A 20,079-nucleotide genomic window follows, 5' to 3' on the forward strand; every position below is an offset into this window, starting at 1 on the left:
CCCTGCGCCGACCGGTCCTCGCTCACCCCTTCGAGCGAGACCAGTACGCCGCGAGCCCGGCCACCACGAGGGTGAGGACCGCCGACAGCGCGAGCCCTGCCGCGAGGTCCACCCGCAGCAGCAGGGCCCCCACGGCGGCACCCGCCGCGATGAGGAGGATGGCCAGCAGGCGCCGGATCCACGGCTGGCCCGTGCGCGCCCCCAGCCAGGAGTCGGCCGCGAGACCCGTGATGGTCGAGGTGACGACGACGGTCGTCACGTCCTTGACCGCAACGTGCCGTGCGAGCGCCGCCTGCAGGCCCATCGCGACGGCGACGACCGCGGCGACCCCGACCGTCGGGGCGCCGCCCTCGCCGACCTGCGGCTCGACCGCGGCGTAGCCGGCGGTGACGGCCAGCAGGGCCGCCACGCCGAGCATCAGCACGGAGACCCGGCGCCCCCAGCCGGCGTCGTGGCCGCGCACGCAGCGTCCGCCCACCGCCGCCCCGGCCATGAACGCCGCGAGCGCGCAGACCGGGCCCACCACGGGGAGGTCGTCCGCGCCCGCCGCGCCCATGCCGAGGATGACGACGTTGCCGGTCATGTTGCCGGTGAAGACCTTGTCGAGGCCGAGGTAGCCGACCGCGTCGGCCACCCCGGTCGAGAACGTGAGCACGAGGAGCAGCGCGAGGCTGCGGGGGTGCTCGAGGAGCGAGTCGGTCCGGGGCGGAGCAGCAGCAGCGGGCGCGGTCACGCGGCCATCATCGACCGGCGGCGTACCCCTGCGCACCGCGGGGGTTGGCCGCGCCGAACAGCCAGCCCGTCTCGGGGTCGCGGCCGACGGTCGAGATGCGGCCGAGCGTCCAGTCCCCCGCCACCGTGAGCACGTGGCCCCGGTCGCGCAGCTCGCCGAGCACCGCCTCGCCGAGGCGGGCCTCCGCGACGACGCCGCCGGGCTCCCAGGTGCGCGGCCAGAAGGAGCTCACGGCCGCGGTCGTGTGGAACGCGGGCGCGTCGATGGCGGCCTGCGGGCTCCACCCGCCGACGAGGAGCCGCAGCAGGTAGAGCAGCTGCCACTGGTCCTGCTGGTCGCCGCCGGGCGTGCCGAGCGCGGCGAACGGTCGTCCGTCGCGGCTCAGCACCGTCGGGCTGAGCGTCGTGCGCGGCCGGGCGCCGGGGCGCAGCGCCGACGGGCTCGACTCGTCGAGCCACGTCATCTGCAACCGCGTGCCGAGGCAGAAGCCCAGCTCGGGGATCGTCGGGGACGACTGCAGCCACCCGCCCGACGGCGTCAGCGCCACCAGGTTGCCGGCGGCGTCGACCACGTCGAGGTGGCACGTGTCGCCACGCGTCGTGCCGTGGCGGGCGACCGTCGGCTCCCCGACGCCTACGGGCGCGGGTCCCGGCTGCCCCGGTCCCCGCGGCCCGGTGACGACCACGTCCGCCGGGGTGCGCAGCGGCGGCGCGAAGGGCGTCGCCCCCGGGACCACCCCGGGCCGGTGCTCGAGCGAGGCGGTCTCGCCGACGAGCGCGGCCCGCTCCGCGGCGTACGCCGGCGTGAGCAGGTGGGCGAGCACCGCCGGGTCGGCGCCGGAGCCGTAGTAGGCGTCGCGGTCGGCGAGCGCCAGCTTGAGCACCTCGATCACCGTGTGGGCGCCGAGGGCCGTCGACGGGTCGAGCTGCTCGTCGGGCAGCCGGTCGAGGATCGCGAGGCACTGCAGCAGCACGGGCCCCTGGCTGGAGAAGCCCGCCTTGTGGACCGTCGTGCCCCGGAAGTCGAGCGTGAGCGGCTCCGCGAGCCGCACGTGGTCCGCGGCGAGGTCGGCGAGCGCGAGCACGCCCGCGTGGTCGGTGCCCGACGAGTGCCGGTGCGACCGCGCCGCGCCTGCGACGAGCGCCTGCCCGACGCGCCCGGAGCGCCACTCGTCGCGCGCCGCGCGGATGCGTGCGACCCGCGCGACCTCGTCGGTGCCGGCGCCGAGGGCCGTCCCCGCCGCCACGAGGGCCCGCAGGGTCGCGGCGTAGGCCGGGTTGCGGACGACGTCGCCGGGCTCGGGCACCCGGCCGTCGACCAGCCACAGCGCGGCCGAGTCGGGCCAGTGCTCGGTGAAGTGCTCCTGCATCGTCGCGAGGGTGCGGCACAGCTGGGCACCGGCGGGGTGCCCGTCCTCCAGGTAGTGGATCGCCGGGGCGAGCACGTCGCCCAGCTCCCACGTGCCGTGGTCCTCGAGCAGTCCGAGGAGCGCCTCGACGGCGGCGGGGACGGCGGCGGCGAGCGCCCCGCTGCCGGGCACGTCGGCGAGGCCCTCGGCCCGCAGGTGCTCGATCGTCGCCCCGGCCGGTGCCGGACCCTGCCCGTCGACGACCACGGGATCGGCTCCGGCCGGCGCCACGATGCCCATGAGGTCGCCGCCCGGGCCGTTGAGGTGCGGCTCCACGACGTGGAGCACGAAGGCGCCCGCCACGGCCGCGTCGAACGCGTTGCCGCCGCGCTCCAGCACCGACTGCGCGCTCGCCGCGGCGAGCCAGTGGGTGCCGGCCGCCATCCCGAACGACCCCGTGAGCGTGGGGCGCGTCAGGTCGGCGGGCGGCGGGGTGAAGGCGGTGGAGGAGCTCATCCGTCGAGCATGCCACCCGACCCCGACGGCCCCGCCGCCCTCCTCCACGGGCGCAGGGGTACGCCGCGGCCCGCGCCGCGCCGTACCCCTGCGGGTGTGTCGAGGGAAGGATCAGGCCCGGGCCGACTCCTCCGCGGCGGCGGACTCCTTGGCCAGGGCCGCGATGCGGTCCGTGGTGGGCGCGCCGCCCGGACGCTCCGACCACGTCTGGCCGAGGCCGCCGCCGGAGCGCTCGATGTCGTAGGCGTTCTCCGCGTGCTGCGACAGGTCGAGCCCGGCGAGCTCGTCCTCCTCGCTGACCCGCAGACCGATCGTCTTGTCGAGCACCTTCGCGATCACCCAGGTCACGACGAAGGCGTAGCCGCAGGTGGCGCCGATGGCGACGACCTCGCGCCAGGCGATGTCCCAGCTGCCGCCGAACAGGACGCCCTCGATGCCGGCGGGCGAGCCCGAGAACCCGATGAGCACGACGCAGAGCGAGCCGACGATGCCGCCCATGCCGTGCACGGCGAACGCGTCGAGGGTCTCGTCGACGCCCAGCTTGGTCTTCCAGGTGCAGGCCCAGGCGACGAAGGCGCCCGAGGCGACGCCGACGACGATCGCGCCGAGGGAGTCCACCGCGTCGGCCGACGGGGTGATGCCGACCAGGCCCGCGATGATGCCGGAGGCCATGCCGAGCGTGGTGGGCGCGCCGTCGCGGATCTTCTCGACGAGGCAGAAGCCGATCATGCCCGTCGAGCCGGCGATGAGGGTGGTGAGCACGGCGTACTGCGCCAGGAAGTTCGCGCCGCCCGCGGTGCCGCCGTTGAAGCCGAACCAGCCCATCCACAGCAGACCCGCGCCGAGGAGCACCAGCGGCAGGTTGTGGGGGCGGTTGCCCATGTTCTTGCGAGGACCGAGCACCATCGCGAGTGCCAGCGCGCCGAGACCCGCGGACATGTGGACGGCCGTGCCGCCGGCGTAGTCGTGGAGACCCAGGTCGTTGCGCATCCAGCCGCCCACGGTGCCCTCGCCGTCGTAGGCGAACACCCAGTGGCCGAGCGGGAAGTAGACGAGCGTGACCCAGATGGCGGAGAAGACGATCCACCCGCCGAACTTCATGCGCCCGACCGCGCCGGAGGCGACGATCGCGACGGTGATGGCGGCGAACAGGATGTAGAACGCGAACCAGTAGGGGTCGACGAGCTGGGCCTCGCCCGGGTCGTCGTAGATCCCCAGGAAGCCGAGGTAGCCGTCGGGGTTGCCGATGAGGCCGAGCCCGCCGACGGAGTCACCGACCACGAGGCCGTGGCCGAAGAGCACGTAGAGGACGGTGGTCGTGCCGAGCGTGCTCATCGTCATCATGATCATGCTGAGCGCGTTCTTGCTGCCCACCATGCCCCCGTAGAACAGGGCGATGCCCGGGAACATGATGATGACGAGCGCCAGTGCGGCGAGCATCCACGCGACGTCTGCTGCGGGCATGCGGTTCTCCTTCTCGGGGGTGGAGCGGGGGGCTTCAGGGGGTCGGGGCCTGCGCGCGCAGCCACGCCGCTGCACGGTCGCGGTAGGTCGCGATGCCCTTGTAGTCGGCCATATCCTCGGGCAGCTCAGCGATCACGGCGGCTGCCCGCTCCCGCCACTCCTCGACGCGCGCGAGCTCGTCGAAGGGCAGCAGGTAGCTGCGGATGAGGAACATGACGGCGCCCGACTCGGGGAGTCGGACCAGGTGCTGCACCTCGGTGCGGAGGTGCACGAGACGCCCGAACGTCTCGTCGTCGACGGTCAGGACCATCGGGCGGTCGGGACCCCACGCGGGGTAGGTCTCGGTGGAGACGTCGAGCCGGCGGTGCACGGTGAGGGTCCAGTTGGTGCGGCGGTAGGTCTCGTTGGGCTGGAGCCGCTTGATGAACTCGTGCGCCCGCGTGATGACGCCCTCGGAGTGGATCCGCGGCACGGGGCCGTGGATCTCGAGGAAGCTCATCCCGACGTCGAAGCCGAAGGACCAGTCGGCCGCGAAGGTGACCACGCCGGCGTCGCCCCACAGCACCCCGTCGCGCTCGTCGAGCAGCACGACGTCCTCCTGCACCTGCGCGGTGATCCAGCGCAGCGGCTCGTCCGGCAGGGTGCTCGCGTCGCCGAGCACGAAGGTGTGGTCGATGCCGAGCAGGTCGTTGCGCCACCGGTACGCCGCGCGCGAGCCCCCCTCGAGGTCGTCGAGCACCTCGAGCGTGAACGCGTCGGGCCGCGCCAGCGCCAGCTCGCGCATGAGGCAGAGCATCGCGTCCCAGCACGCCACGTCCATGTGGGGCAGCACCGCGTGGCGGGACGGGTCCCGCTCGAGGATCGCGGCCCGCTCGGCCAGCTCCTCGCCGTACGCGGAGTCGACGTCGACGACCGCCGCGCCCCACTGGCCGGCCGGGGTGGTGACGACGCCGCGCGCAGGCTCGACGTTGGTCGTGTAGCGGTAGGTCGGGTTCGGGAACGGGAACGGGAAGCCGGCGACGAGGTCGGGCGCGGTCGTCGGGGCCGCCGGGGACAGGGTCGGGGGCGGGGTCACAGGGTCACCTCCAGGTGGGCGCGGCCGTCGGCCGCGGGCACGGCACGGGAGACGCAGGCCATGAGGCAGTCACCCGCGCCCCTCGTCTCCTCGTCGAGGAACAGGTCGCGGTGCAGCAGCGGGCTGCTCCCGGGAGCGACGTCGACGCGGCACTCGCCGCAGACGCCCTGGCGGCACAGGTTGGGCACGACGTGGCCGGCGTCCTCGAGCGCCTCGAGGAGGCTGGTGCCCGACGGGACCTCCAGCACCTCCCCGGCGACCCCCACCGTGAACGGGTCGCCCGGGTCCAGCGCCGCGACGCCGAACGGCTCGAGGTGCACCCGGCTGGACGGCCAGCCGAGCTCGGTCGCCAGGTCGACCACCGCGTCCATGAACCCGGCGGGACCGCAGGTGTAGAGGTGGGTCCCGAGCGGCTGGTCGGCGAGCCGCACGACGAGGTCCTCGGCGAGGCCGGCCCGGTCGGCCAGGAACGTGACCCGGTCACCACCGAGCTCCTTGAGCTCGTCCACGTGGGCACCGTGGCCGTCGCGGAAGAGGTAGACCAGCTCCGCCTCCCGGCCCCAGCGCACGTGCGAGCGGAGGTGGGACAGCAGCGGCGTGATGCCGATGCCCGCGCCGACGAGCAGGTGCCGCGTGGCCAGGTGGACCGGCGCGAACGCGCTGCGGGGCGGGGTCGCGGTGACCCGGTCGCCGATCACCAGCTCGTGCACCCAGGCGGAGCCGCCGCCGGCCGTCCCGCCCTCGGCGACGGGCGCGCAGCGCAGCACCGAGATCGCGTAGTGCCGCGGGTCGATGCTCTCGCCGGTCAGGGAGTAGGCGTTGGCCGCGCGCCGCGGCCGGCCCTCCCCCGCCGGGACGTCGAGCACGAGGTGGCTGCCGGGCGTGAACGAGGGCAGGCGTCCACCGTCCGGCGCGGCCAGGGTGAGCGAGCGGATGCCCGGCACGGCGTCGTCGACAGCCGCGACGACGAGCTCGATCCGGGCATTCACGCGACCGCCCCCTCGGACGCCGGGGTCTCGGCGTCCACCATGAACCCGAGGTGCGCGCCGGACAGGCGGGACACGTGGGGGTAGACGAGCAGCCGCCGGTCGCAGCCCGCGCAGGGCACCACGGCGTCGATAGCGACGGCGGCGTGCGTCGTGGCGTCGCAGTGCACGCACCAGACGGCCCGCTCGGCGGTGTCGACGACCCCGAAGGTCATCTCGTCGTCCCCCAGCCCGGCCCGCACACCGACGGCGCGCACGGCGAGGCACTCCCGCGCCGTACCGGCCACCAGCACGCGGTGTCCCACCCGCGCCGCCGCGAGGTCGGCGCGCAGGGCGCCGACGGCGGCGTCGACGTCCCCGCAGTCGTGACGCCGTACGTCGCGCCCCGCCAGCGTCGTCGTCCACCGGTCGACGACGTCCCCGGCCCCGGGGAGCACGAGCAGCGAGAACACGCGACCGCGCGGGTCGGGCTCGGCAGCGGGCGCGGACGCGTCCCACGCCCAGCGCGGCACGCTGGTCTGGGTCATGCTGACCACGACGATCCCCCCTCTCCACCTCGGCCGCCCCGGTCGGTGCCGTGGCGGGTAGTCGAACGTGACGGTGTTTCTCCCGGGTGTCCGCGGCGTTCCGCCGGACGCACGGGTGCGGTGATCCCTCTCACGACCGTCGTCACCGCGCTCACGGGCGGGTCAGCCACGCCATGGCGGGCTCGCGGTAGTCGAGGAACCCCTTGTAGGCGGCCAGGTCCTCCGGCAGCTCGAGGACGACGCGCGCGAGCTGGTCACGCCACGCGGGCACCTGCCGGATCTCCTCCAACGAGGTCATGTGGGTGCGGATGTTGAACGTGACCGCCCCGGTCATCGGCAGCCGGATGAAGTGCTCGACCTCGATGCGCAGCTGGAGCCGGCCCCAGTCCTCCGCGGCGACCAGGGCGGGGATGTCGCCCGCCCAGGCCGGCAGCTCCTCGAGGCTGACGTCGAGCAGGCGGGAGCCGGAGGCCGACAGCGTCCAGTTGACGCGCCGGTAGACCTGGTCGACCGGCAGCCGGCGCAGGAACTGCTCGGCCCGCGACGTGATGCCCTCCCGGGTCAGCCGCGGCACCGGGTTGTGGATCTCCGCCATCGTCATCCCGACGTCGAAGGAGACCGACCACGCGGCCGCGAACGTCACGAGCCCGGCGTCGAAGCAGAGCTCGCCGTCGCGCTCCTTGACGAGCAGGAGGTCGTCGGGGACCTCACGACCGAGGAACGTCATCGGGTCCCACGGCAGGCTGGCGGCGTCCCCGAGCACGAACGTCTGGTCGGTGCCGAGGGCGGCGTTGCGCCAGCGGAACCGGTCGGGGTCGCGGGGGTCCTCGTCGAGCCGCATGATCGCGGGGTACGACGCGGCCAGGTCCCGCAGGTAGTAGAGCAGCAGGTCCCAGCAGGCCGGCAGCATCCCGGGCATGATCCGCACCCGGTGGGGATCGGCGTCGAGGATGCGGCGCCGCTCGGCCATGATCGCGCCGTACTCCTCGCCCCCGAGGTCGACGATCGTCGCGCCCCACTCGCCCGCGGCGGTACGGCGCAGGAGACGCGCGGGCTCGACGTTGACGGAGTAGCGGAACGCGTCGAGGTCGTCCGGGAACGGCCACGGCAGGCGCGCGGTGTGCCCGCGCACGGGGAAGGCGGGGACGTCGGTGGCCGCGGTCGGGGCAGCGGGGGCGAGGGTCACAGGTCCACCTCGATGTCGTCGTCGGCGCGGGCCGCGCGCGAGACGCAGGCCAGCATGCGGTCGCCGCACTCCTTGGCGGCGTCGGACAGCACGAGGTCGCGGTGCTCGACCGCGCCGCGGCGTACCGGCACCTCGCACTCGCCGCAGACACCCTGGCGGCAGAGGTTGGGCACGGCGCGACCCGTCGCGAGCAGGGCCTCGAGGAGGCTGGTGCCGGGCGGTACGGCGATGCGCTCGCCCGTCGACGCCAGCGTGGCGGTGAAGGGGACGCCCGGGTCGAGCTCGGGCGCCGTGAACCGCTCGAGGTGCACCCGGTGCTCGGGCCAGCCGGCGGCGCGGGCCGCGTCGACGTATGCCTCGAGCATGGGCACCGGGCCGCACGCGTAGGCGTGGGTGCCGAGCGGCTGGTCCGCGAGACGGGCGGCGAGGAGGGCGGCGGTCGCCGCGACGGTCGTCGCCTCGTGCAGCGTCACGCCGTCGCGCTCCGCCAGTGCCCGCAGGTCGTCGAGGTGGGCGGCGTGGCCGGGACGGTGGGAGTAGAGCACCTCGACGCTCCCGCCCCAGCGCGCGATCGCGCGGGCGTGGGAGAGCACCGGCGTGACGCCGATTCCACCGGCGACGAGCAGCGCGTGGCGCTGGTCGTGGCGCGGGGCGAACGCGGAGCGCGGCCCCTCCACCTCGACGAGGTCGCCGGCCGCGAGCCCGTGCACCCACGCGGAGCCCTGGTCGCGACGCAGCACCGAGATCGCGTACCGGCGCGGGTTGAACCCGTCGTCCGTCAACGAGTAGGCGTTCCGCTTCTCCCCCGGCCCGCCCGGGTCGGTCGTGAGCACGACGTGCGCACCCGGCTCGTGCGGCGCCAGGTGGCCGCCGTCGGGGTCGACGAGCACGACGTGGCGGACGTCCGCGGTCAGCGCCCGCACCTCCGCGACGCGGAGGAGCCGGGGACCGGTCCGGTACGCCGCGTGCTGGTGGGCCGCGTACCGCACGGGCGCCTCGGGAAGCAGCGTGGCGCTCATGCGGCGGCCTGCTGGTCGGGCTCGGCGCCGGTGTCGGGCTCGGCGTCGGCGTCGGGCTCGGTGCCCGTGTCCGAGGCGAGAAAGCTGCCGCGCACGGCCGAGTGGTGGGGGTGGATCTCGAGCAGGCGCGCGCAGCCGGGACAGACGGCCGTGCCGCCCGGTTCACCGTGGAGGCGGTGGGTGGCGCGGCAGTGGGCGCAGTAGACCGGGAGGTCGGTGGGGCCCTCCGCGTCGACGACGAACGCCCGCAGCTCCGCCCCGCTCGCCCCGTGGGTGCGGCACCGGGCGAGGGCGAGGAGCACGTCGTGCTGGGGACCGACGACCATGATCCGCACGCCGATGCGCACGGCGTCGAGGGCGGCGACGACGTCCTCGTGGCCGCTCGCGAGGTCGTCCGCCACCACGAGGCGCGTCGGCACCCGACCCTCGGCCTCCCGCACCCAGGCTCCAGCGACCTCCGCCGTGCGGGGGTGGCCGCCGAGGGCGAGCACCAGCACGGAGGCCGCCGACGGGTCGACCGGCTCCGGCGCGGCCGGCCAGTGCGGCAGGCCGAGCGGGACCCCGGTCGCCGCGGTCGCCGCGATCTCCACCGTCGTCATCGGGGCCCGGTCAGAGCAGGTCGGCGTTGCGGTCGCCGGCGTAGAACGCCAGCGCGTAGGACGGCGTCGAGAACGCGATGCGCGACCCCTTGGGGAAGAAGATGGCGTCCTTGGCGCGGGCCACCGTCTTCTGGCCCGTGTCCACGTTCTCGAGGAGGAACTCGCCCTCGAGGACGACCTTCATCTCGTCGTACTCGTAGAGGTACACCAGCGGCTCGTCCGTGTGCTTGAGCTCGAAGAACCCGGAGCACATGCTGCTGCCCTCGGGGTTCTCGTAGACGTCGCCGATGTACCCCTCGCACGCGGGGTACTCCTCCATCCGCGGCAGGCCCTTCCACGCCTCGGACGTGACGAGGAAGGGGGCCGTGGCGGGTGCGTCGGGGGTAGTGGTCATCTGAGCCGCTCCGATCATGCGAGGAAACGTTGTCTGCTCAGATGAAACTCAGCGGGTGTTTCGAGGGTCGCGGGGTTGCGTAACGATCGCGTGACGCCCGGGCCCGGCGGGGCACTGGCCGACCCGAGCCCCGGGGGCCCGTGGGGGCCGGAGAAAGAAAACGCGGACGGGACCCGGCCCGGGACAGGAAAACGCGGACTCCCCGGGGCCTCCGGTCCGCGTTTTTCTCAGACGGGGCGGGTACGCCGCGGGCGAACCCCCGCCGTCCCCCCGACGTCATGCGGTCCGGCGCCCGGCCCGACCGCTGCGCATGACGTCCGACGGGCAGGGGCGCGAGGGGCCGCGAGGGGCGCCGCAACTGTGCGCTTGGTGCAGCCCGGACCGCGCGGGACCGGCCCCAGCCGCACATCTCAGCCCCCCGGGGGACGGCCCCGACAGCCAGCGCAGCCGCGCCTCGCGCCTCAGGCCCCCGACGCGTGCCAGCGGCCGTGGGTGCGCTCGACGCGGATGGGGTGCGCGAAGGCCTCGGAGACGCCCGCGCTGGTCAGCACCTCGTCGACCGGTCCCGCGGCGACGATCGCGCCGTCGCGCAGCAGCGCGGCGTGGCTCGTCGTGCTCGGCAGCTCCTCGAGGTGGTGGGTCACCAGCAGCGTGGAGGTGGCGGGTTCCTCGGCCACGACGCCGTCGAGCGCGGTCAGGAAGCGCTCGCGGGCGGCGAGGTCGAGCCCGGTCGTGGGCTCGTCGAGCAGCAGCAGCTGCGGGCGGCCGACGAGGGCGCGGGCGATGAGCGCCCGGCCCCGCTCGCCCTGCGACAGGGTGGGCCAGCGCAGGCCGGCCCGGTCGCCCATGCCGACGCTCGCGATGAGCTCGCGCGCGTGCTCGGACTGGTCGGGCGTGGGCTCCCAGCGGCGCGGCAGGTCGGCGCTGCCGGTGAGGCCGGTCAGCACGACCTGCTCCACCGTGAGCGGCGAGGCCACCCGGTGCCGCGGGTCGACGTGGCCGATCATCTTGCGCAGCGCCTGCAGCTCGATCCGGCCGAGCCGGTGGCCGAGCACGTGGACGGTGCCGGTCGTCGGGTGCTGGTTGGCGCCGCAGAGGCTCAGCACCGTGGACTTCCCGGCGCCGTTCGGGCCGAGGACCGCCCAGTGCTCGCCGGCCTCGACCCGGAGGTCGATGCCGTGGAGGATCTCCTTGCCCGCGCGGCGCAGCGTCACGCCGGCGAGCTCGAGCACGGGCGGCCGACCGTCCGCCGCACCAGGAGCGTCGAGGGGGGCCAGGTCGGTCGTCGTCACGCCCCTACGATCCCACTCGGCCACCACCGAGCGGGAACGGGGTGTTCGCCGGACCGGCCAGCTCCTCGGCGTAGTTCGCCAGCAGCGCCAGGTTCCGCTCGTCCAGGTGGTCCCACTTCTGGGGCACGCTGGAGCCGGGCGTCAGCGTCGCCATCGCCTGCTGCGGCTTCAGCGCGGCGCTCACCCAGCCCTCGTGGCTCGCGCCCCGAGCGACGACCTCGGCGATCGGCGTGACGATGAGGGAGTTGCCGAAGTACGGCGCGCCCGCCGGGTCCACGCCGGTCGCGTTGGCGCCGATCACGTATACGTGGTTGTCGTACGCCCGCGCCCGCGTCGTCAGCTCCCACAGGTCGGCGCTGCGCAGCAGCGCGGAGGGCCGCGCGATGATCTCGGCGCCCTTGACGGCGTTGATGCGGGAGAGCTCCGGGTAGTCCCCGTCGAAGCAGATGATCAGACCGATCGTGCCGATCTCCGTCTCGACGACGGTGACGGTGTCGCCCTTCGTGACCCAGCCGCCGCGCTCGATGTCCTCGGTCCCGAACGGGTGCGTCTTGTGGTAGGTGCCGAGCACCGACCCGTCCGGCCCCGCGAGGTGCGCGGAGTTGTAGACGACGCCCCGCTCCTCGCCCGGCTCGTAGGCGCCCCACACCAGGTGGATGCCGAGCCGGCGGGCGAGGTCGGTGTACGGCGCGGTGCCGGCGCCCGGCGACGCCTGGAGCAGGTCCCACAGCTCCTCGGCACCCATCGCGGGACCGAAGCCGGTCGTCACGGTCTCGGGCAGCACGACGAGCTCGGCACCGGTGGCCTCGACGGAGCGCTCGACCCAGGTCAGCGCGCGTTCGGTGTTGCCCGCGATGGACTCGGGCGTCAGCGGCGCCGAGCTCGGGGCGACCTGGACGGCGGCAGCGACGACGTCACGCATCAGCGGGACCGCCGTCCGAGCAGGGCGCCGACGACGACCCCGACGAGCACGAGGCCGGCGCCGGTGAGGGTGCCCTTGAGGAAGGCGTCCGGCGAACCGCCCGCGGAGGGCGCGGACGCGGCCGCACCCGGCCGCGAGAAGCTGCGCTGGCCCTCGGCCCCGGTCGAGGCCGAGGCCGCGGCGTTGCCCGCCCCGCCCTCGCGCGTCTCGGCCGCGGTCTGGTCGGTGGGGCTGATCGCGGAGGCCGTCGGGCCGACGGGCGCCGGGCCGTTCTGGAGGTGGTCGTCGATCGCCTTGAAGAACTCGGCCGCGAGGCGCTTGCCGACGCTGGCGAGCATCCGCTGGCTGACGCCGCCGATCATGCCGCCGACGACGGCGTCGGCGACGAAGCGGATGAGGGTGCCCTCGCCCTGCGCCTCCATGTCGACGTCGACCTCGACCTGGATGGTGCCGGGGCCCCCGGCGCCGGAGGCGACCATCTTCAGGTAGTGCGGCTCCCGCTTGTCCTTGAGGTGCACCTCGCCCTCGTAGGTGCCGCGGATCGCGGCGACGCCGGCGCTGATCGTCATCCGGTAGGAGTCCTCGGTGACCGTCTCGAGCTGCTGGCAGCCCGGGATCGTGGCGACGAGGACGGCCGGGTCGTTGAACGCCGCCCAGAGGGCGTCGATGCTGCTGGTCAGCGTTGCTTCGCCGGTGACCTTCACGCGCGGGCCTCACTTTCGGTGGATGCTGCGGGGGTTGCCGCAGAGGAGTGCTCGGGGAGGACGGACGCCGGGTCGACCCAGCGCACGCTCTCCGTCCCCGGCATGGTGTTGACGAGCGGCTCGGGGTACGCCGCGGCGCGGCGCAGGTCGAACAGCTCGGACGGCGAGATCGGCATCCGCACGATCGGGATGCCCTCGGCGTCCTCGATGGCCGCCGCGATGGCCGCGGAGGTCGGGATCACGCCGGCCTCGCCCGCGCCCTTGATCCCCAGCGGGTTGAGCGGGGAGGGCGTCTCCAGGTGGTCGATGTCGATGCTGGTGGGCACCTCGGAGGCGTACGGCATGAGGAAGTCCATGAAGGACGCGTTGGCCAGCTGGCCGGCCTCGTCGTACGCCATGATCTCGTAGAGCGCGCCGCCGACGCCCTGGGCGACGCCGCCGTGGATCTGGCCCTCGACGATGCGGGGGTTGATCATCTTCCCGCAGTCGTGCACGACGGCGTACTTGAGGATCGAGATCTCCGCCGTCTCCGGGTCGGTCTCCACGATGACGGCGTGGGCGCCGGCCGCGAAGGTCGAGTACGGCGGGGAGTAGTAGTCCGTCTCGTCGAGGCCGGGCTTCTCCCCCGGCGCGACCGGCGGCTTGGCGTAGTCGACCGGGCCGCCGCTGAACTGGGTGGCGGCCTTGCTGGCCTCGTCGAACGCGTAGCGCAGCGGGTTGGACAGCACCGCGACGGTGCCGATGCCCACGGCGGTCGAGGGGTCGCCCTTGACCTGCACCATGCCCTCGACGATCTCGAGGTCGCCCGGGTCGGCCTCGAGCGCGTCGGCGGCGAGCCGCAGCGTGCGCTCCTTGACCTTGCGGGCGGCGAGCGCGATCGCGCTGCCGCTCATGACGGCACCGCGGGACGCGAAGGTGCCGACGGAGTAGCCGAAGCGGCGCGTGTCACCGGTCGTGACGATGACGTCCTCGAACGGCACCCCGAGCTCGGTCGCGACGATCTGCGCGAACGCGGTCTGGTGGCCCTGGCCCTGCGACGTGATGCCGGTCGCGACCTTGACCTTGCCCGAGGTCAGCACCTGCACGTGGCCACCCTCGTACGGGCCGGGGCCGGTGCCCTCGACGTAGAACCCCAGGCCGATGCCGACCTTGCGGCCCTCGGCGCGGGCGTCGGCGCGGATCTTCTCGAACTCGTCCCAGCCCACCAGCGTGCGCAGCTTGTCGGCGAGCGCCGGGTAGTTGCCCGAGTCGTAGCGCAGCGGCCGCCCGTCCTGGAACATCAGGCCGAAGTCGACCGGGAAGTCCTCGGGCTGGATGAAGTTGGCGGCGCGCACGTCGAGGCGGTCCTTGCCCAGGTACTGCGCGATGCGGTCCATCGTGCGCTCCATGGCGTAGACGCCCTGGGGCCGGCCGGCGCCGCGGTACGGCGTCACGAGCACCGTGTTGGTGTAGAGGCTCGTGAACGTCACCCGGTAGGCGCCCGGCCGGTAGGGGCCGAGCAGCTGCGTGGAGGCGTTGATCGGCACGATGAGGCCGTAGGGGATGTAGGCGCCGTGGTCGTGGAGGATGTCGACCTCTAGCCCGAGGACGCGACCGTCGTCGTCGAAGCCGACCTGCACGGTGAGCAGCTGGGCGCGCTCGTGGGCGCTGGAGACGAAGTGCTCGCGCCGGTCCTCGGTCCACTTCACGTCGCGGCCGAGCCGGATCGCGGCCCACGGGACCATGATCTCCTCGGGCCACGGGTGCACGATCTTCACGCCGAAGCCGCCGCCGACGTCGGGGGTCACGACGTCGACCTGGGTCAGCTCGAGGCCGAGCTTCGCCGAGACCGCGCCGCGCACGCCGGTCGACGTCTGCGTCGCCGTCCAGAGCGTCAGCTTCTCCTCGTGGGCGTCCCAGCGGGCGTGGACGCCCTTGCCCTCCATGGGCATGCAGGCGCTGCGCTCGATGTCCCACTCGAAGGTCAGGCGGTGCGGGGCCTCGGCCACCGCGCTGGCGGCGTCGCCGTACGCCTGGGTCGAGACCGCGGCGGCGTTGCCGGGGATGTCGTCGTAGACGAGCTCCTCGGCCGCGGCCGCCTTGCGGAGACCGACGACGGGCTTGAGCACCTCGTAGTCGACCTTCACGAGCGCCGCGGCGTCCTCCGCGACGTACCGGTCGCGGGCGATGACCATCGCGACGGCCTCGCCGACGTGGTTCACCGCGTCCTTCGCCAGGGCGTAGCCGGTGCGCGGGTGGGTGAGGTCGGGGTGCGGGATGAGCAGCGGCAGGGGCTCCGCGGCCGGGCCGGAGAGGTCGTCCCACGTGTAGACGGCGACGACGCCCTCGAGCTCGTAGGCCTCGTAGGGGTCGATGTCGCGGATCCGGGCGCGGGCGTGGGGCGTGCGCACGAACGCGGCGTGGAGGGTGCGGTCGTCGCCGATGTCGTCGACGTAGCGGCCCTTGCCGGTCACCAGGCGCGGGTCCTCGACGCGCTTGACGGGCTCGCCGAAGCTGCGGGTGCTCACGCGTCGCTCCCCTCGGTGGACCCGGCGCGCTCCTTCTGGATCTCCGCGGCGCGGAGCACGGAGGCGACGATGTTCTGGTACCCGGTGCAGCGGCACAGGTTGCCGCCGACGGCCTCGCGGGCCTCCTCGGGCGTCGGGTCGGGGTTCTCCTCGATGAACGCGGAGACGGTCGTGAGGAAGCCGGGCGTGCAGAAGCCGCACTGCAGGCCGTGGCAGTCGACGAACGCCTGCTGCGTGGGGCTCAGCCGACCGTCCGGCTCCGTGAGGCCCTCGACGGTGGTGACGTCGTGGTCCTCGGCGCTCACCGCGAGCATGAGGCAGCTGCGCACGGGCTCGCCGTCGAGCAGCACGGTGCAGGCGCCGCAGACGCCGTGCTCGCAGCCGACGTGGGTGCCGGTCAGGCCGAGGTCCTGGCGCAGGGCGTCGCAGAGGGTGCGGCGCACCGGCAGCTCGACGCGGCGGGGCATCCCGTTGACGCGGAGCCGCACCTCGAGGTGCTGCTCGCCGACGTCCGTGTGGTCCGTGCTCGTCATGCCCGTGCTCCTTCGGTCGTCGTGATCGCGCGCGCCGCGGCCTCGCGGGTCAGGCGCTTCGTCAGCACCGACGCGAGGTGGCGGCGGAAGTCGGCGCTCGCGTGGAGGTCGCCCGGCGGGTCGATCCGGTCGCGCACCCAGTCGCCGAGAGCGGCGTGGTCCACCTCGTCGTACGCGGTGCCGCGCACCACCTCGGTCAGGTCGAGCACCTCGGGGACGTCGTGGACGGAGACGAGGGAGAGCTGCAGCGAGACGTACTGCTCCGCCTCGTCGAGCACCGCCACGACGCCGGCGCCGCACATGGCGTAGTCGCCGTGGCGACGGCAGATCTCGTCGAAGGCGGTGCCGAAGCGGCCCTCCGGGGCGGGGAAGTACGCCGCCACCGCCAGCTCGTCGTAGGCGAGGCACGACTCCATGGGGCCCACGAAGAAGTCGGCGGCGTCGATGGTGCGCTCGCCGCGGACGGAGCGCGCGACGACGTGCCCGCCGAGGAGGGCGAGCACGGTCGGCATCTCGGCGGAGGGGTCGGCGTGGGCGAGGCTGCCCACGGTCGTGCCGCGGTTGCGGATCGTCGGGTGGGCGACGTGGCGCAGCGCCTGGCCGACGAGCGGCACGGCCGCCGCGGCGGCCTCGTCGCGCTCGAGACGAGCGTGGCGCACGAGGGCGCCGATGCGGACCCCGGCGTCGTCCACCTCCAGCGCCGACAGCTCGTCGGTCAGTCGGTTGATGTCGACGAGGTGGGCCGGCGAGGCCAGGCGCATGGCCATGACCGGCACCAGGCTCTGACCTCCTGCCAGCACCTTCGCGTCCGTGCTGTGCTCCGCGAGCACGTCGAGAGCCTCGGCCACGGTGCGGGGTGCGTGGTAGGTGAACTTCGGGGTCTTCATGGTCTCCCTGTCCGGTGAGGGAGGCCTGCACCCTCCTGCAGGCCTCCCCGTGTCCGTGCGGTGTCCGGCTGAGGGCCGGTGGCGACGCTCAGCGGGCGACGGGTCCGTCCGCCGGGCCGCCGGTGGGGCCGGGGGTGCCGGCCCGGTCGTCGCCCGCGTGGTCGCCGAGCCAGTCCGCGGGCGCGAACGGCTTGACGGCGTGGTAGGCCACGATGGTCACGATCGTGCCGAGAGCGATGCCGGTGATCGAGAACGAGTCGGTGAACGTGAGCGCCACGTCGCCGATGCCGATGACGAGACCGGCGGCCAGCGGCACCAGGTTGAGCGGGCTGCCGAACGAGACCTTGTTGTCCACCCAGATCTTCGCGCCCAGCAGGCCGATCATGCCGTAGAGCACCACGGTGATGCCGCCGAGCACGCCGCTGGGGACGGCCGCGACGACCGCGCCGAACTTCGGCGAGAAGCCGAAGAGGATCGCGACGACCGCGGCGACGTAGTAGGCCGCCGTCGAGTAGACGCGGGTGGCCGCCATGACGCCGATGTTCTCGGCGTACGTCGTGGTCGGCGAGCCGCCGACGAGGCCGGCGAGCGCGGTGCCCGCACCGTCGCCCATGAACGCGCGGCCCATGTAGGGGTTGAGGTTGCGCTTGGTCATCTCCTCGACGGCCTTCACGTGGCCGGCGTTCTCGGCGACGAGCGCGATGACGCCCGGGATGATGAGCAGGATGAACGTGGCGCTGAAGGTCGGCAGGTGCGCGCCCGAGAGCACGGTGCCGTCGGGCTGCGTGATGCTCTCCGGCAGGCCGATCCAGTTCGCGGCGCCCACGGCGGAGAAGTTGATGCGATCGGCCTCGGAGCCGTCGGCCGCCGTCAGCGGGCCGGACACCGTGTCGAGGAACCACGAGAACGCGGTGCCGAAGATGAGGCCCATGAGCACGGCGACGCGCGAGATGAAGCCGCGCACCACGACGGAGACGACGATGACGAAGACCATCGTGGCCAGCGCGGTCCACTGGTCGGCGGGCCAGTAGATGTCGGCGACGACCGGCGCCAGGTTGAAGCCGATGAGCATGACGACCGCGCCGGTGACGGCGGGCGGCAGGACCTTGTCGATCATGCGGCCGCCGACGAAGTGCACGAGCACGCCGATGCCGAACAGGATCACGCCGGCCACGAGGATCGCGCCGGTGACGTCGGAGCTCTCGCCGCCCTGCGCGCGGATCGCGCCCGCCGCCGCGACGAACGCGGCGCTGGTGCCCAGGTAGGACGGGATCTTGTCGTTGACGATCAGCAGGAACAGGATCGTCGCGATGCCGGACATGAGCACGGCGAGCTGCGGGTTGAGGCCCATGATGATCGGGAACACGAATGTGGCGCCGAACATCGCGACCACGTGCTGCGCACCGAGACCGATGGTCCGCGGCCACGACAGGCGCTCGTCCGGCGCGACGACCCCGCCCGGGGGCGGCGTGCCACCGTCTCCGTAGAGCGTCCACTTCAAAGCCATCGCAGTCTCCTCTCAAGGGCGGCACGTCCTGCGTGCCCTGGTGCCGTGCTGCCCGAGCATCGGACCGACGTGTGGCCTCGACCACACGCGGTCCGCTGAGCCTACGGAGACGCCACCCCCGCTACATCATCGACTTCTGCCAGCGTCACCGCTGCCGCGTTGTGCACTTCTGGCCACGGGGACACGTTGCGGCAACACCTCGCTCACCGACCGCAACGAGAGCGCCTGCAACGCGACGGCGATGTTGAGCCGCAGGTGCGCGTCGGTGGTGAACGGCCCGATCATCCGCTCCAGCTTGGTGATCCGGTAGCGCAGGGTGTTGTAGTGGAAGAGCAGGTGCCGCGCGGTCTCCGCGACGTTGAGGTTGTGGTCGAGCAGGGCCTGCAGCGTCGTGCGCAGGTCGTCGCTCTCGGCGTCGTCCGAGGCGAGCTCGCCGAGGGTGTCCGCGACGAAGCCGGCCAGCTCCCCGGGGTCGGAGACGAGGCTGAGCAGGCGGTGGATGCCGAGGGAGTCGAACTCGACGACCGCGCCCGGCCCCTGCAGCCACCGTCCGACCCGGACGGCGCTCCGCGCCTGCTCGTACGCCGCGGGCAGGTCCCCCACGTCGGTGAAGACGCGCGAGAGACCGGTGCAGAAGGTGCGTCGGCCGCCGCCCCCGTCGCCGGCGACGCGCGTGACGAAGGGCCGCACGAGGTCGCGCACGCTGCCGCCGCGGTCGGGGTCGACCCCGAGCACCACCACGACCTCCCCGCCGAGGCCGACGACGGCCGCGCCGGGATCGGCGGAGCGGACGACGGAACGCCAGGCGGCGAAGAACCGGTCCTGCGGGGGCGCGGCGCCAGCCGCCGGCCGGAAGGGCGGCGGCGGGTCGTCGTGCTGCGCGACGAGCACGACCGCGGGCCGCTCGAAGCGCCAGCCGAGCATCGCGGCGTGGGCGACGACCTCGTCGGGGTCGCCGGCGCGGCCGGCCAGCACGTCGCGCAGGAAGTCGCCCTCGTACTTGCTCTCGACGGCCGCCAGCTCGCGCTGCTTGGTGATGCTCAGCGCCATGACCGTGGCGGCGCGGCGCAGCGCGTGCTCGTCGGCCGGCTCGAGGCTGCGCCGCGTGGCCGTGGCGACGAGGCGGCCGTGGTCCTGGCGTCCGGCGACCACGGGCACGACGATGCGCTGCGGGGGGCCGTCGCTGAACCCGTAGGCCAGCGTCTCCACCCGCACGCGCCCGGTGGGGTCGCGCTCGAGCCCGTCGTCCTCGCTGATGTCCTCGGGCCCGTGCGCGGCGCGGCCGGGCTCGGTGCGGTCGGTCTCGACCAGCACCCGGCCGTCGGCGGTCGTCACCAGCACGCGCGCCCCGACGAGCCGCGACACGTGGTCGGCGACCTCGGCGAGACCCTCCCCCGCGGTGATCCGCTGGAGGAGCTCGTGGTGGAGGTGCTCGGAGCGGGCCAGCAGCACGCTCTGGCGGTTGAGCACCTCGGACAGCACGACGGAGAGCACGTCGTCGAAGCCGAGGTCGGGCAGCGTGAGCACGGGGAACGAGCGCCGCTCGGCCTCCTCCAGCACGCTCGCGGGGAGGGCGTCGATGTAGCGCCCGAGCTTGATCCCGAGCCCCGCGGCGCCGCGCTCGTCGAGCTCGACGACGAGGTCGACGAGCTGCTCGGGGTCCTCCCGCAGCGGGTAGCCCGTGGTCAGCAGCAGCTCCTGCTCCCGCATCCAGGGCCCGATGTCGGGCACCTCCATGACGTTGAGGCGCTCGATGCGGCGGCGCAGCCCGGCCGCCCCGGCGACGCAGGTGGTGCCCGCCAGCTCGGGCAGCTCGAGCATCTGGGCGACGGAGATCCCGTAGCCCCAGGACTCCTGCACCGGGCGGTCGAAGATCATGG

At 73.9% G+C, this 20,079-nt stretch carries 18 protein-coding genes; all 18 read right to left on the bottom strand.

Annotated elements, in window-relative coordinates; all coding sequences use genetic code 11:
• Positions 1–22: 22 nt before the first annotated feature.
• Positions 23–733, bottom strand: coding sequence for a YoaK family protein (locus PIR53_12555; protein WZH50853.1), 711 nt, complete (start codon positions 731–733; stop codon positions 23–25).
• Positions 734–740: 7 nt separating this feature from the next.
• Positions 741–2,597 (bottom strand): gamma-glutamyltransferase, encoded by a 1,857-nt coding sequence (locus PIR53_12560; GenBank protein ID WZH50854.1) that lies wholly within the window; start codon positions 2,595–2,597, stop codon positions 741–743.
• Positions 2,598–2,708: 111 nt separating this feature from the next.
• The gene (locus tag PIR53_12565) at positions 2,709–4,061 is read right to left on the bottom strand and encodes an ammonium transporter (protein WZH50855.1); all 1,353 of its coding nucleotides are present in this window, start codon (positions 4,059–4,061) and stop codon (positions 2,709–2,711) included.
• Positions 4,062–4,095: 34 nt separating this feature from the next.
• Entirely contained in the window at positions 4,096–5,136 is a 1,041-nt protein-coding gene (locus PIR53_12570) for a DUF3445 domain-containing protein (protein WZH50856.1), read from the bottom strand.
• Positions 5,133–6,125, bottom strand: a complete 993-nt coding sequence (locus tag PIR53_12575; GenBank protein ID WZH50857.1) for a PDR/VanB family oxidoreductase — start codon at positions 6,123–6,125, stop codon at positions 5,133–5,135. Before PIR53_12575 ends, PIR53_12570 begins: the two co-directional genes overlap by 4 nt.
• Positions 6,122–6,649: a dimethylamine monooxygenase subunit DmmA family protein gene (locus PIR53_12580; protein WZH50858.1), complete on the bottom strand. Its 528-nt coding sequence runs from the start codon at positions 6,647–6,649 to the stop codon at positions 6,122–6,124. Before PIR53_12580 ends, PIR53_12575 begins: the two co-directional genes overlap by 4 nt.
• Positions 6,650–6,800: 151 nt before the next feature.
• Positions 6,801–7,835: a DUF3445 domain-containing protein gene (locus PIR53_12585; GenBank protein ID WZH50859.1), complete on the bottom strand. Its 1,035-nt coding sequence runs from the start codon at positions 7,833–7,835 to the stop codon at positions 6,801–6,803.
• Positions 7,832–8,854 (bottom strand): PDR/VanB family oxidoreductase, encoded by a 1,023-nt coding sequence (locus PIR53_12590; GenBank protein WZH50860.1) that lies wholly within the window; start codon positions 8,852–8,854, stop codon positions 7,832–7,834. The genes PIR53_12585 and PIR53_12590 overlap by 4 nt, the downstream gene beginning before the upstream one ends.
• Positions 8,851–9,453 carry a dimethylamine monooxygenase subunit DmmA family protein gene (locus PIR53_12595; protein WZH50861.1) on the bottom strand — a complete coding sequence of 201 codons (603 nt, stop codon included), beginning with the start codon at positions 9,451–9,453 and terminating at the stop codon, positions 8,851–8,853. The genes PIR53_12590 and PIR53_12595 overlap by 4 nt, the downstream gene beginning before the upstream one ends.
• 10 nt (positions 9,454–9,463) lie before the next feature.
• Positions 9,464–9,847, bottom strand: coding sequence for a hypothetical protein (locus tag PIR53_12600; GenBank protein WZH50862.1), 384 nt, complete (start codon positions 9,845–9,847; stop codon positions 9,464–9,466).
• Between the two features lie 461 nt (positions 9,848–10,308).
• The gene (locus PIR53_12605; GenBank protein ID WZH50863.1) at positions 10,309–11,139 is read right to left on the bottom strand and encodes an ATP-binding cassette domain-containing protein; all 831 of its coding nucleotides are present in this window, start codon (positions 11,137–11,139) and stop codon (positions 10,309–10,311) included.
• A gap of 4 nt (positions 11,140–11,143) precedes the next feature.
• On the bottom strand, positions 11,144–12,061 hold the full coding sequence (locus PIR53_12610) for a carbon-nitrogen hydrolase family protein (GenBank protein ID WZH50864.1): 918 nt from the start codon (positions 12,059–12,061) through the stop codon (positions 11,144–11,146).
• Positions 12,061–12,765 carry a carbon monoxide dehydrogenase subunit G gene (locus PIR53_12615; protein WZH50865.1) on the bottom strand — a complete coding sequence of 235 codons (705 nt, stop codon included), beginning with the start codon at positions 12,763–12,765 and terminating at the stop codon, positions 12,061–12,063. Before PIR53_12615 ends, PIR53_12610 begins: the two co-directional genes overlap by 1 nt.
• On the bottom strand, positions 12,762–15,272 hold the full coding sequence (cutA, locus tag PIR53_12620) for an aerobic carbon-monoxide dehydrogenase large subunit (protein ID WZH50866.1): 2,511 nt from the start codon (positions 15,270–15,272) through the stop codon (positions 12,762–12,764). Before cutA ends, PIR53_12615 begins: the two co-directional genes overlap by 4 nt.
• Complete coding sequence (locus tag PIR53_12625; protein ID WZH50867.1) at positions 15,269–15,805, bottom strand: (2Fe-2S)-binding protein; 537 nt, start codon at positions 15,803–15,805, stop codon at positions 15,269–15,271. Before PIR53_12625 ends, cutA begins: the two co-directional genes overlap by 4 nt.
• Positions 15,802–16,692, bottom strand: coding sequence for an FAD binding domain-containing protein (locus PIR53_12630; GenBank protein ID WZH50868.1), 891 nt, complete (start codon positions 16,690–16,692; stop codon positions 15,802–15,804). The genes PIR53_12625 and PIR53_12630 overlap by 4 nt, the downstream gene beginning before the upstream one ends.
• A gap of 88 nt (positions 16,693–16,780) precedes the next feature.
• Positions 16,781–18,199: a solute carrier family 23 protein gene (locus tag PIR53_12635; GenBank protein WZH50869.1), complete on the bottom strand. Its 1,419-nt coding sequence runs from the start codon at positions 18,197–18,199 to the stop codon at positions 16,781–16,783.
• Positions 18,200–18,325: 126 nt separating this feature from the next.
• Positions 18,326–20,077, bottom strand: a complete 1,752-nt coding sequence (locus PIR53_12640; GenBank protein WZH50870.1) for a PucR family transcriptional regulator ligand-binding domain-containing protein — start codon at positions 20,075–20,077, stop codon at positions 18,326–18,328.
• Between the last annotated feature and the right edge of the window lie 2 nt (positions 20,078–20,079).

Source organism: Nocardioides alkalitolerans (genome assembly GCA_038184435.1).
Taxonomy (GTDB): Bacteria; Actinomycetota; Actinomycetes; order Propionibacteriales; family Nocardioidaceae; genus Nocardioides; species Nocardioides alkalitolerans_A.

What these genes read in the sequence shown, in the direction of transcription:
- PIR53_12610 (WZH50864.1), bottom strand. Translation starts at nt 12,061, where the DNA reads ATGCGTGACGTCGTCGCTGCCGCCGTCCAGGTCGCCCCGAGCTCGGCG.
- PIR53_12625 (WZH50867.1), bottom strand. Translation starts at nt 15,805, where the DNA reads ATGACGAGCACGGACCACACGGACGTCGGCGAGCAGCACCTCGAGGTG.
- PIR53_12635 (WZH50869.1), bottom strand. Translation starts at nt 18,199, where the DNA reads ATGGCTTTGAAGTGGACGCTCTACGGAGACGGTGGCACGCCGCCCCCG.
- PIR53_12590 (WZH50860.1), bottom strand. Translation starts at nt 8,854, where the DNA reads ATGAGCGCCACGCTGCTTCCCGAGGCGCCCGTGCGGTACGCGGCCCAC.
- PIR53_12565 (WZH50855.1), bottom strand. Translation starts at nt 4,061, where the DNA reads ATGCCCGCAGCAGACGTCGCGTGGATGCTCGCCGCACTGGCGCTCGTC.
- PIR53_12640 (WZH50870.1), bottom strand. Translation starts at nt 20,077, where the DNA reads ATGATCTTCGACCGCCCGGTGCAGGAGTCCTGGGGCTACGGGATCTCC.
- PIR53_12595 (WZH50861.1), bottom strand. Translation starts at nt 9,453, where the DNA reads ATGACGACGGTGGAGATCGCGGCGACCGCGGCGACCGGGGTCCCGCTC.
- PIR53_12630 (WZH50868.1), bottom strand. Translation starts at nt 16,692, where the DNA reads ATGAAGACCCCGAAGTTCACCTACCACGCACCCCGCACCGTGGCCGAG.
- PIR53_12600 (WZH50862.1), bottom strand. Translation starts at nt 9,847, where the DNA reads ATGACCACTACCCCCGACGCACCCGCCACGGCCCCCTTCCTCGTCACG.
- PIR53_12580 (WZH50858.1), bottom strand. Translation starts at nt 6,649, where the DNA reads ATGACCCAGACCAGCGTGCCGCGCTGGGCGTGGGACGCGTCCGCGCCC.
- PIR53_12560 (WZH50854.1), bottom strand. Translation starts at nt 2,597, where the DNA reads ATGAGCTCCTCCACCGCCTTCACCCCGCCGCCCGCCGACCTGACGCGC.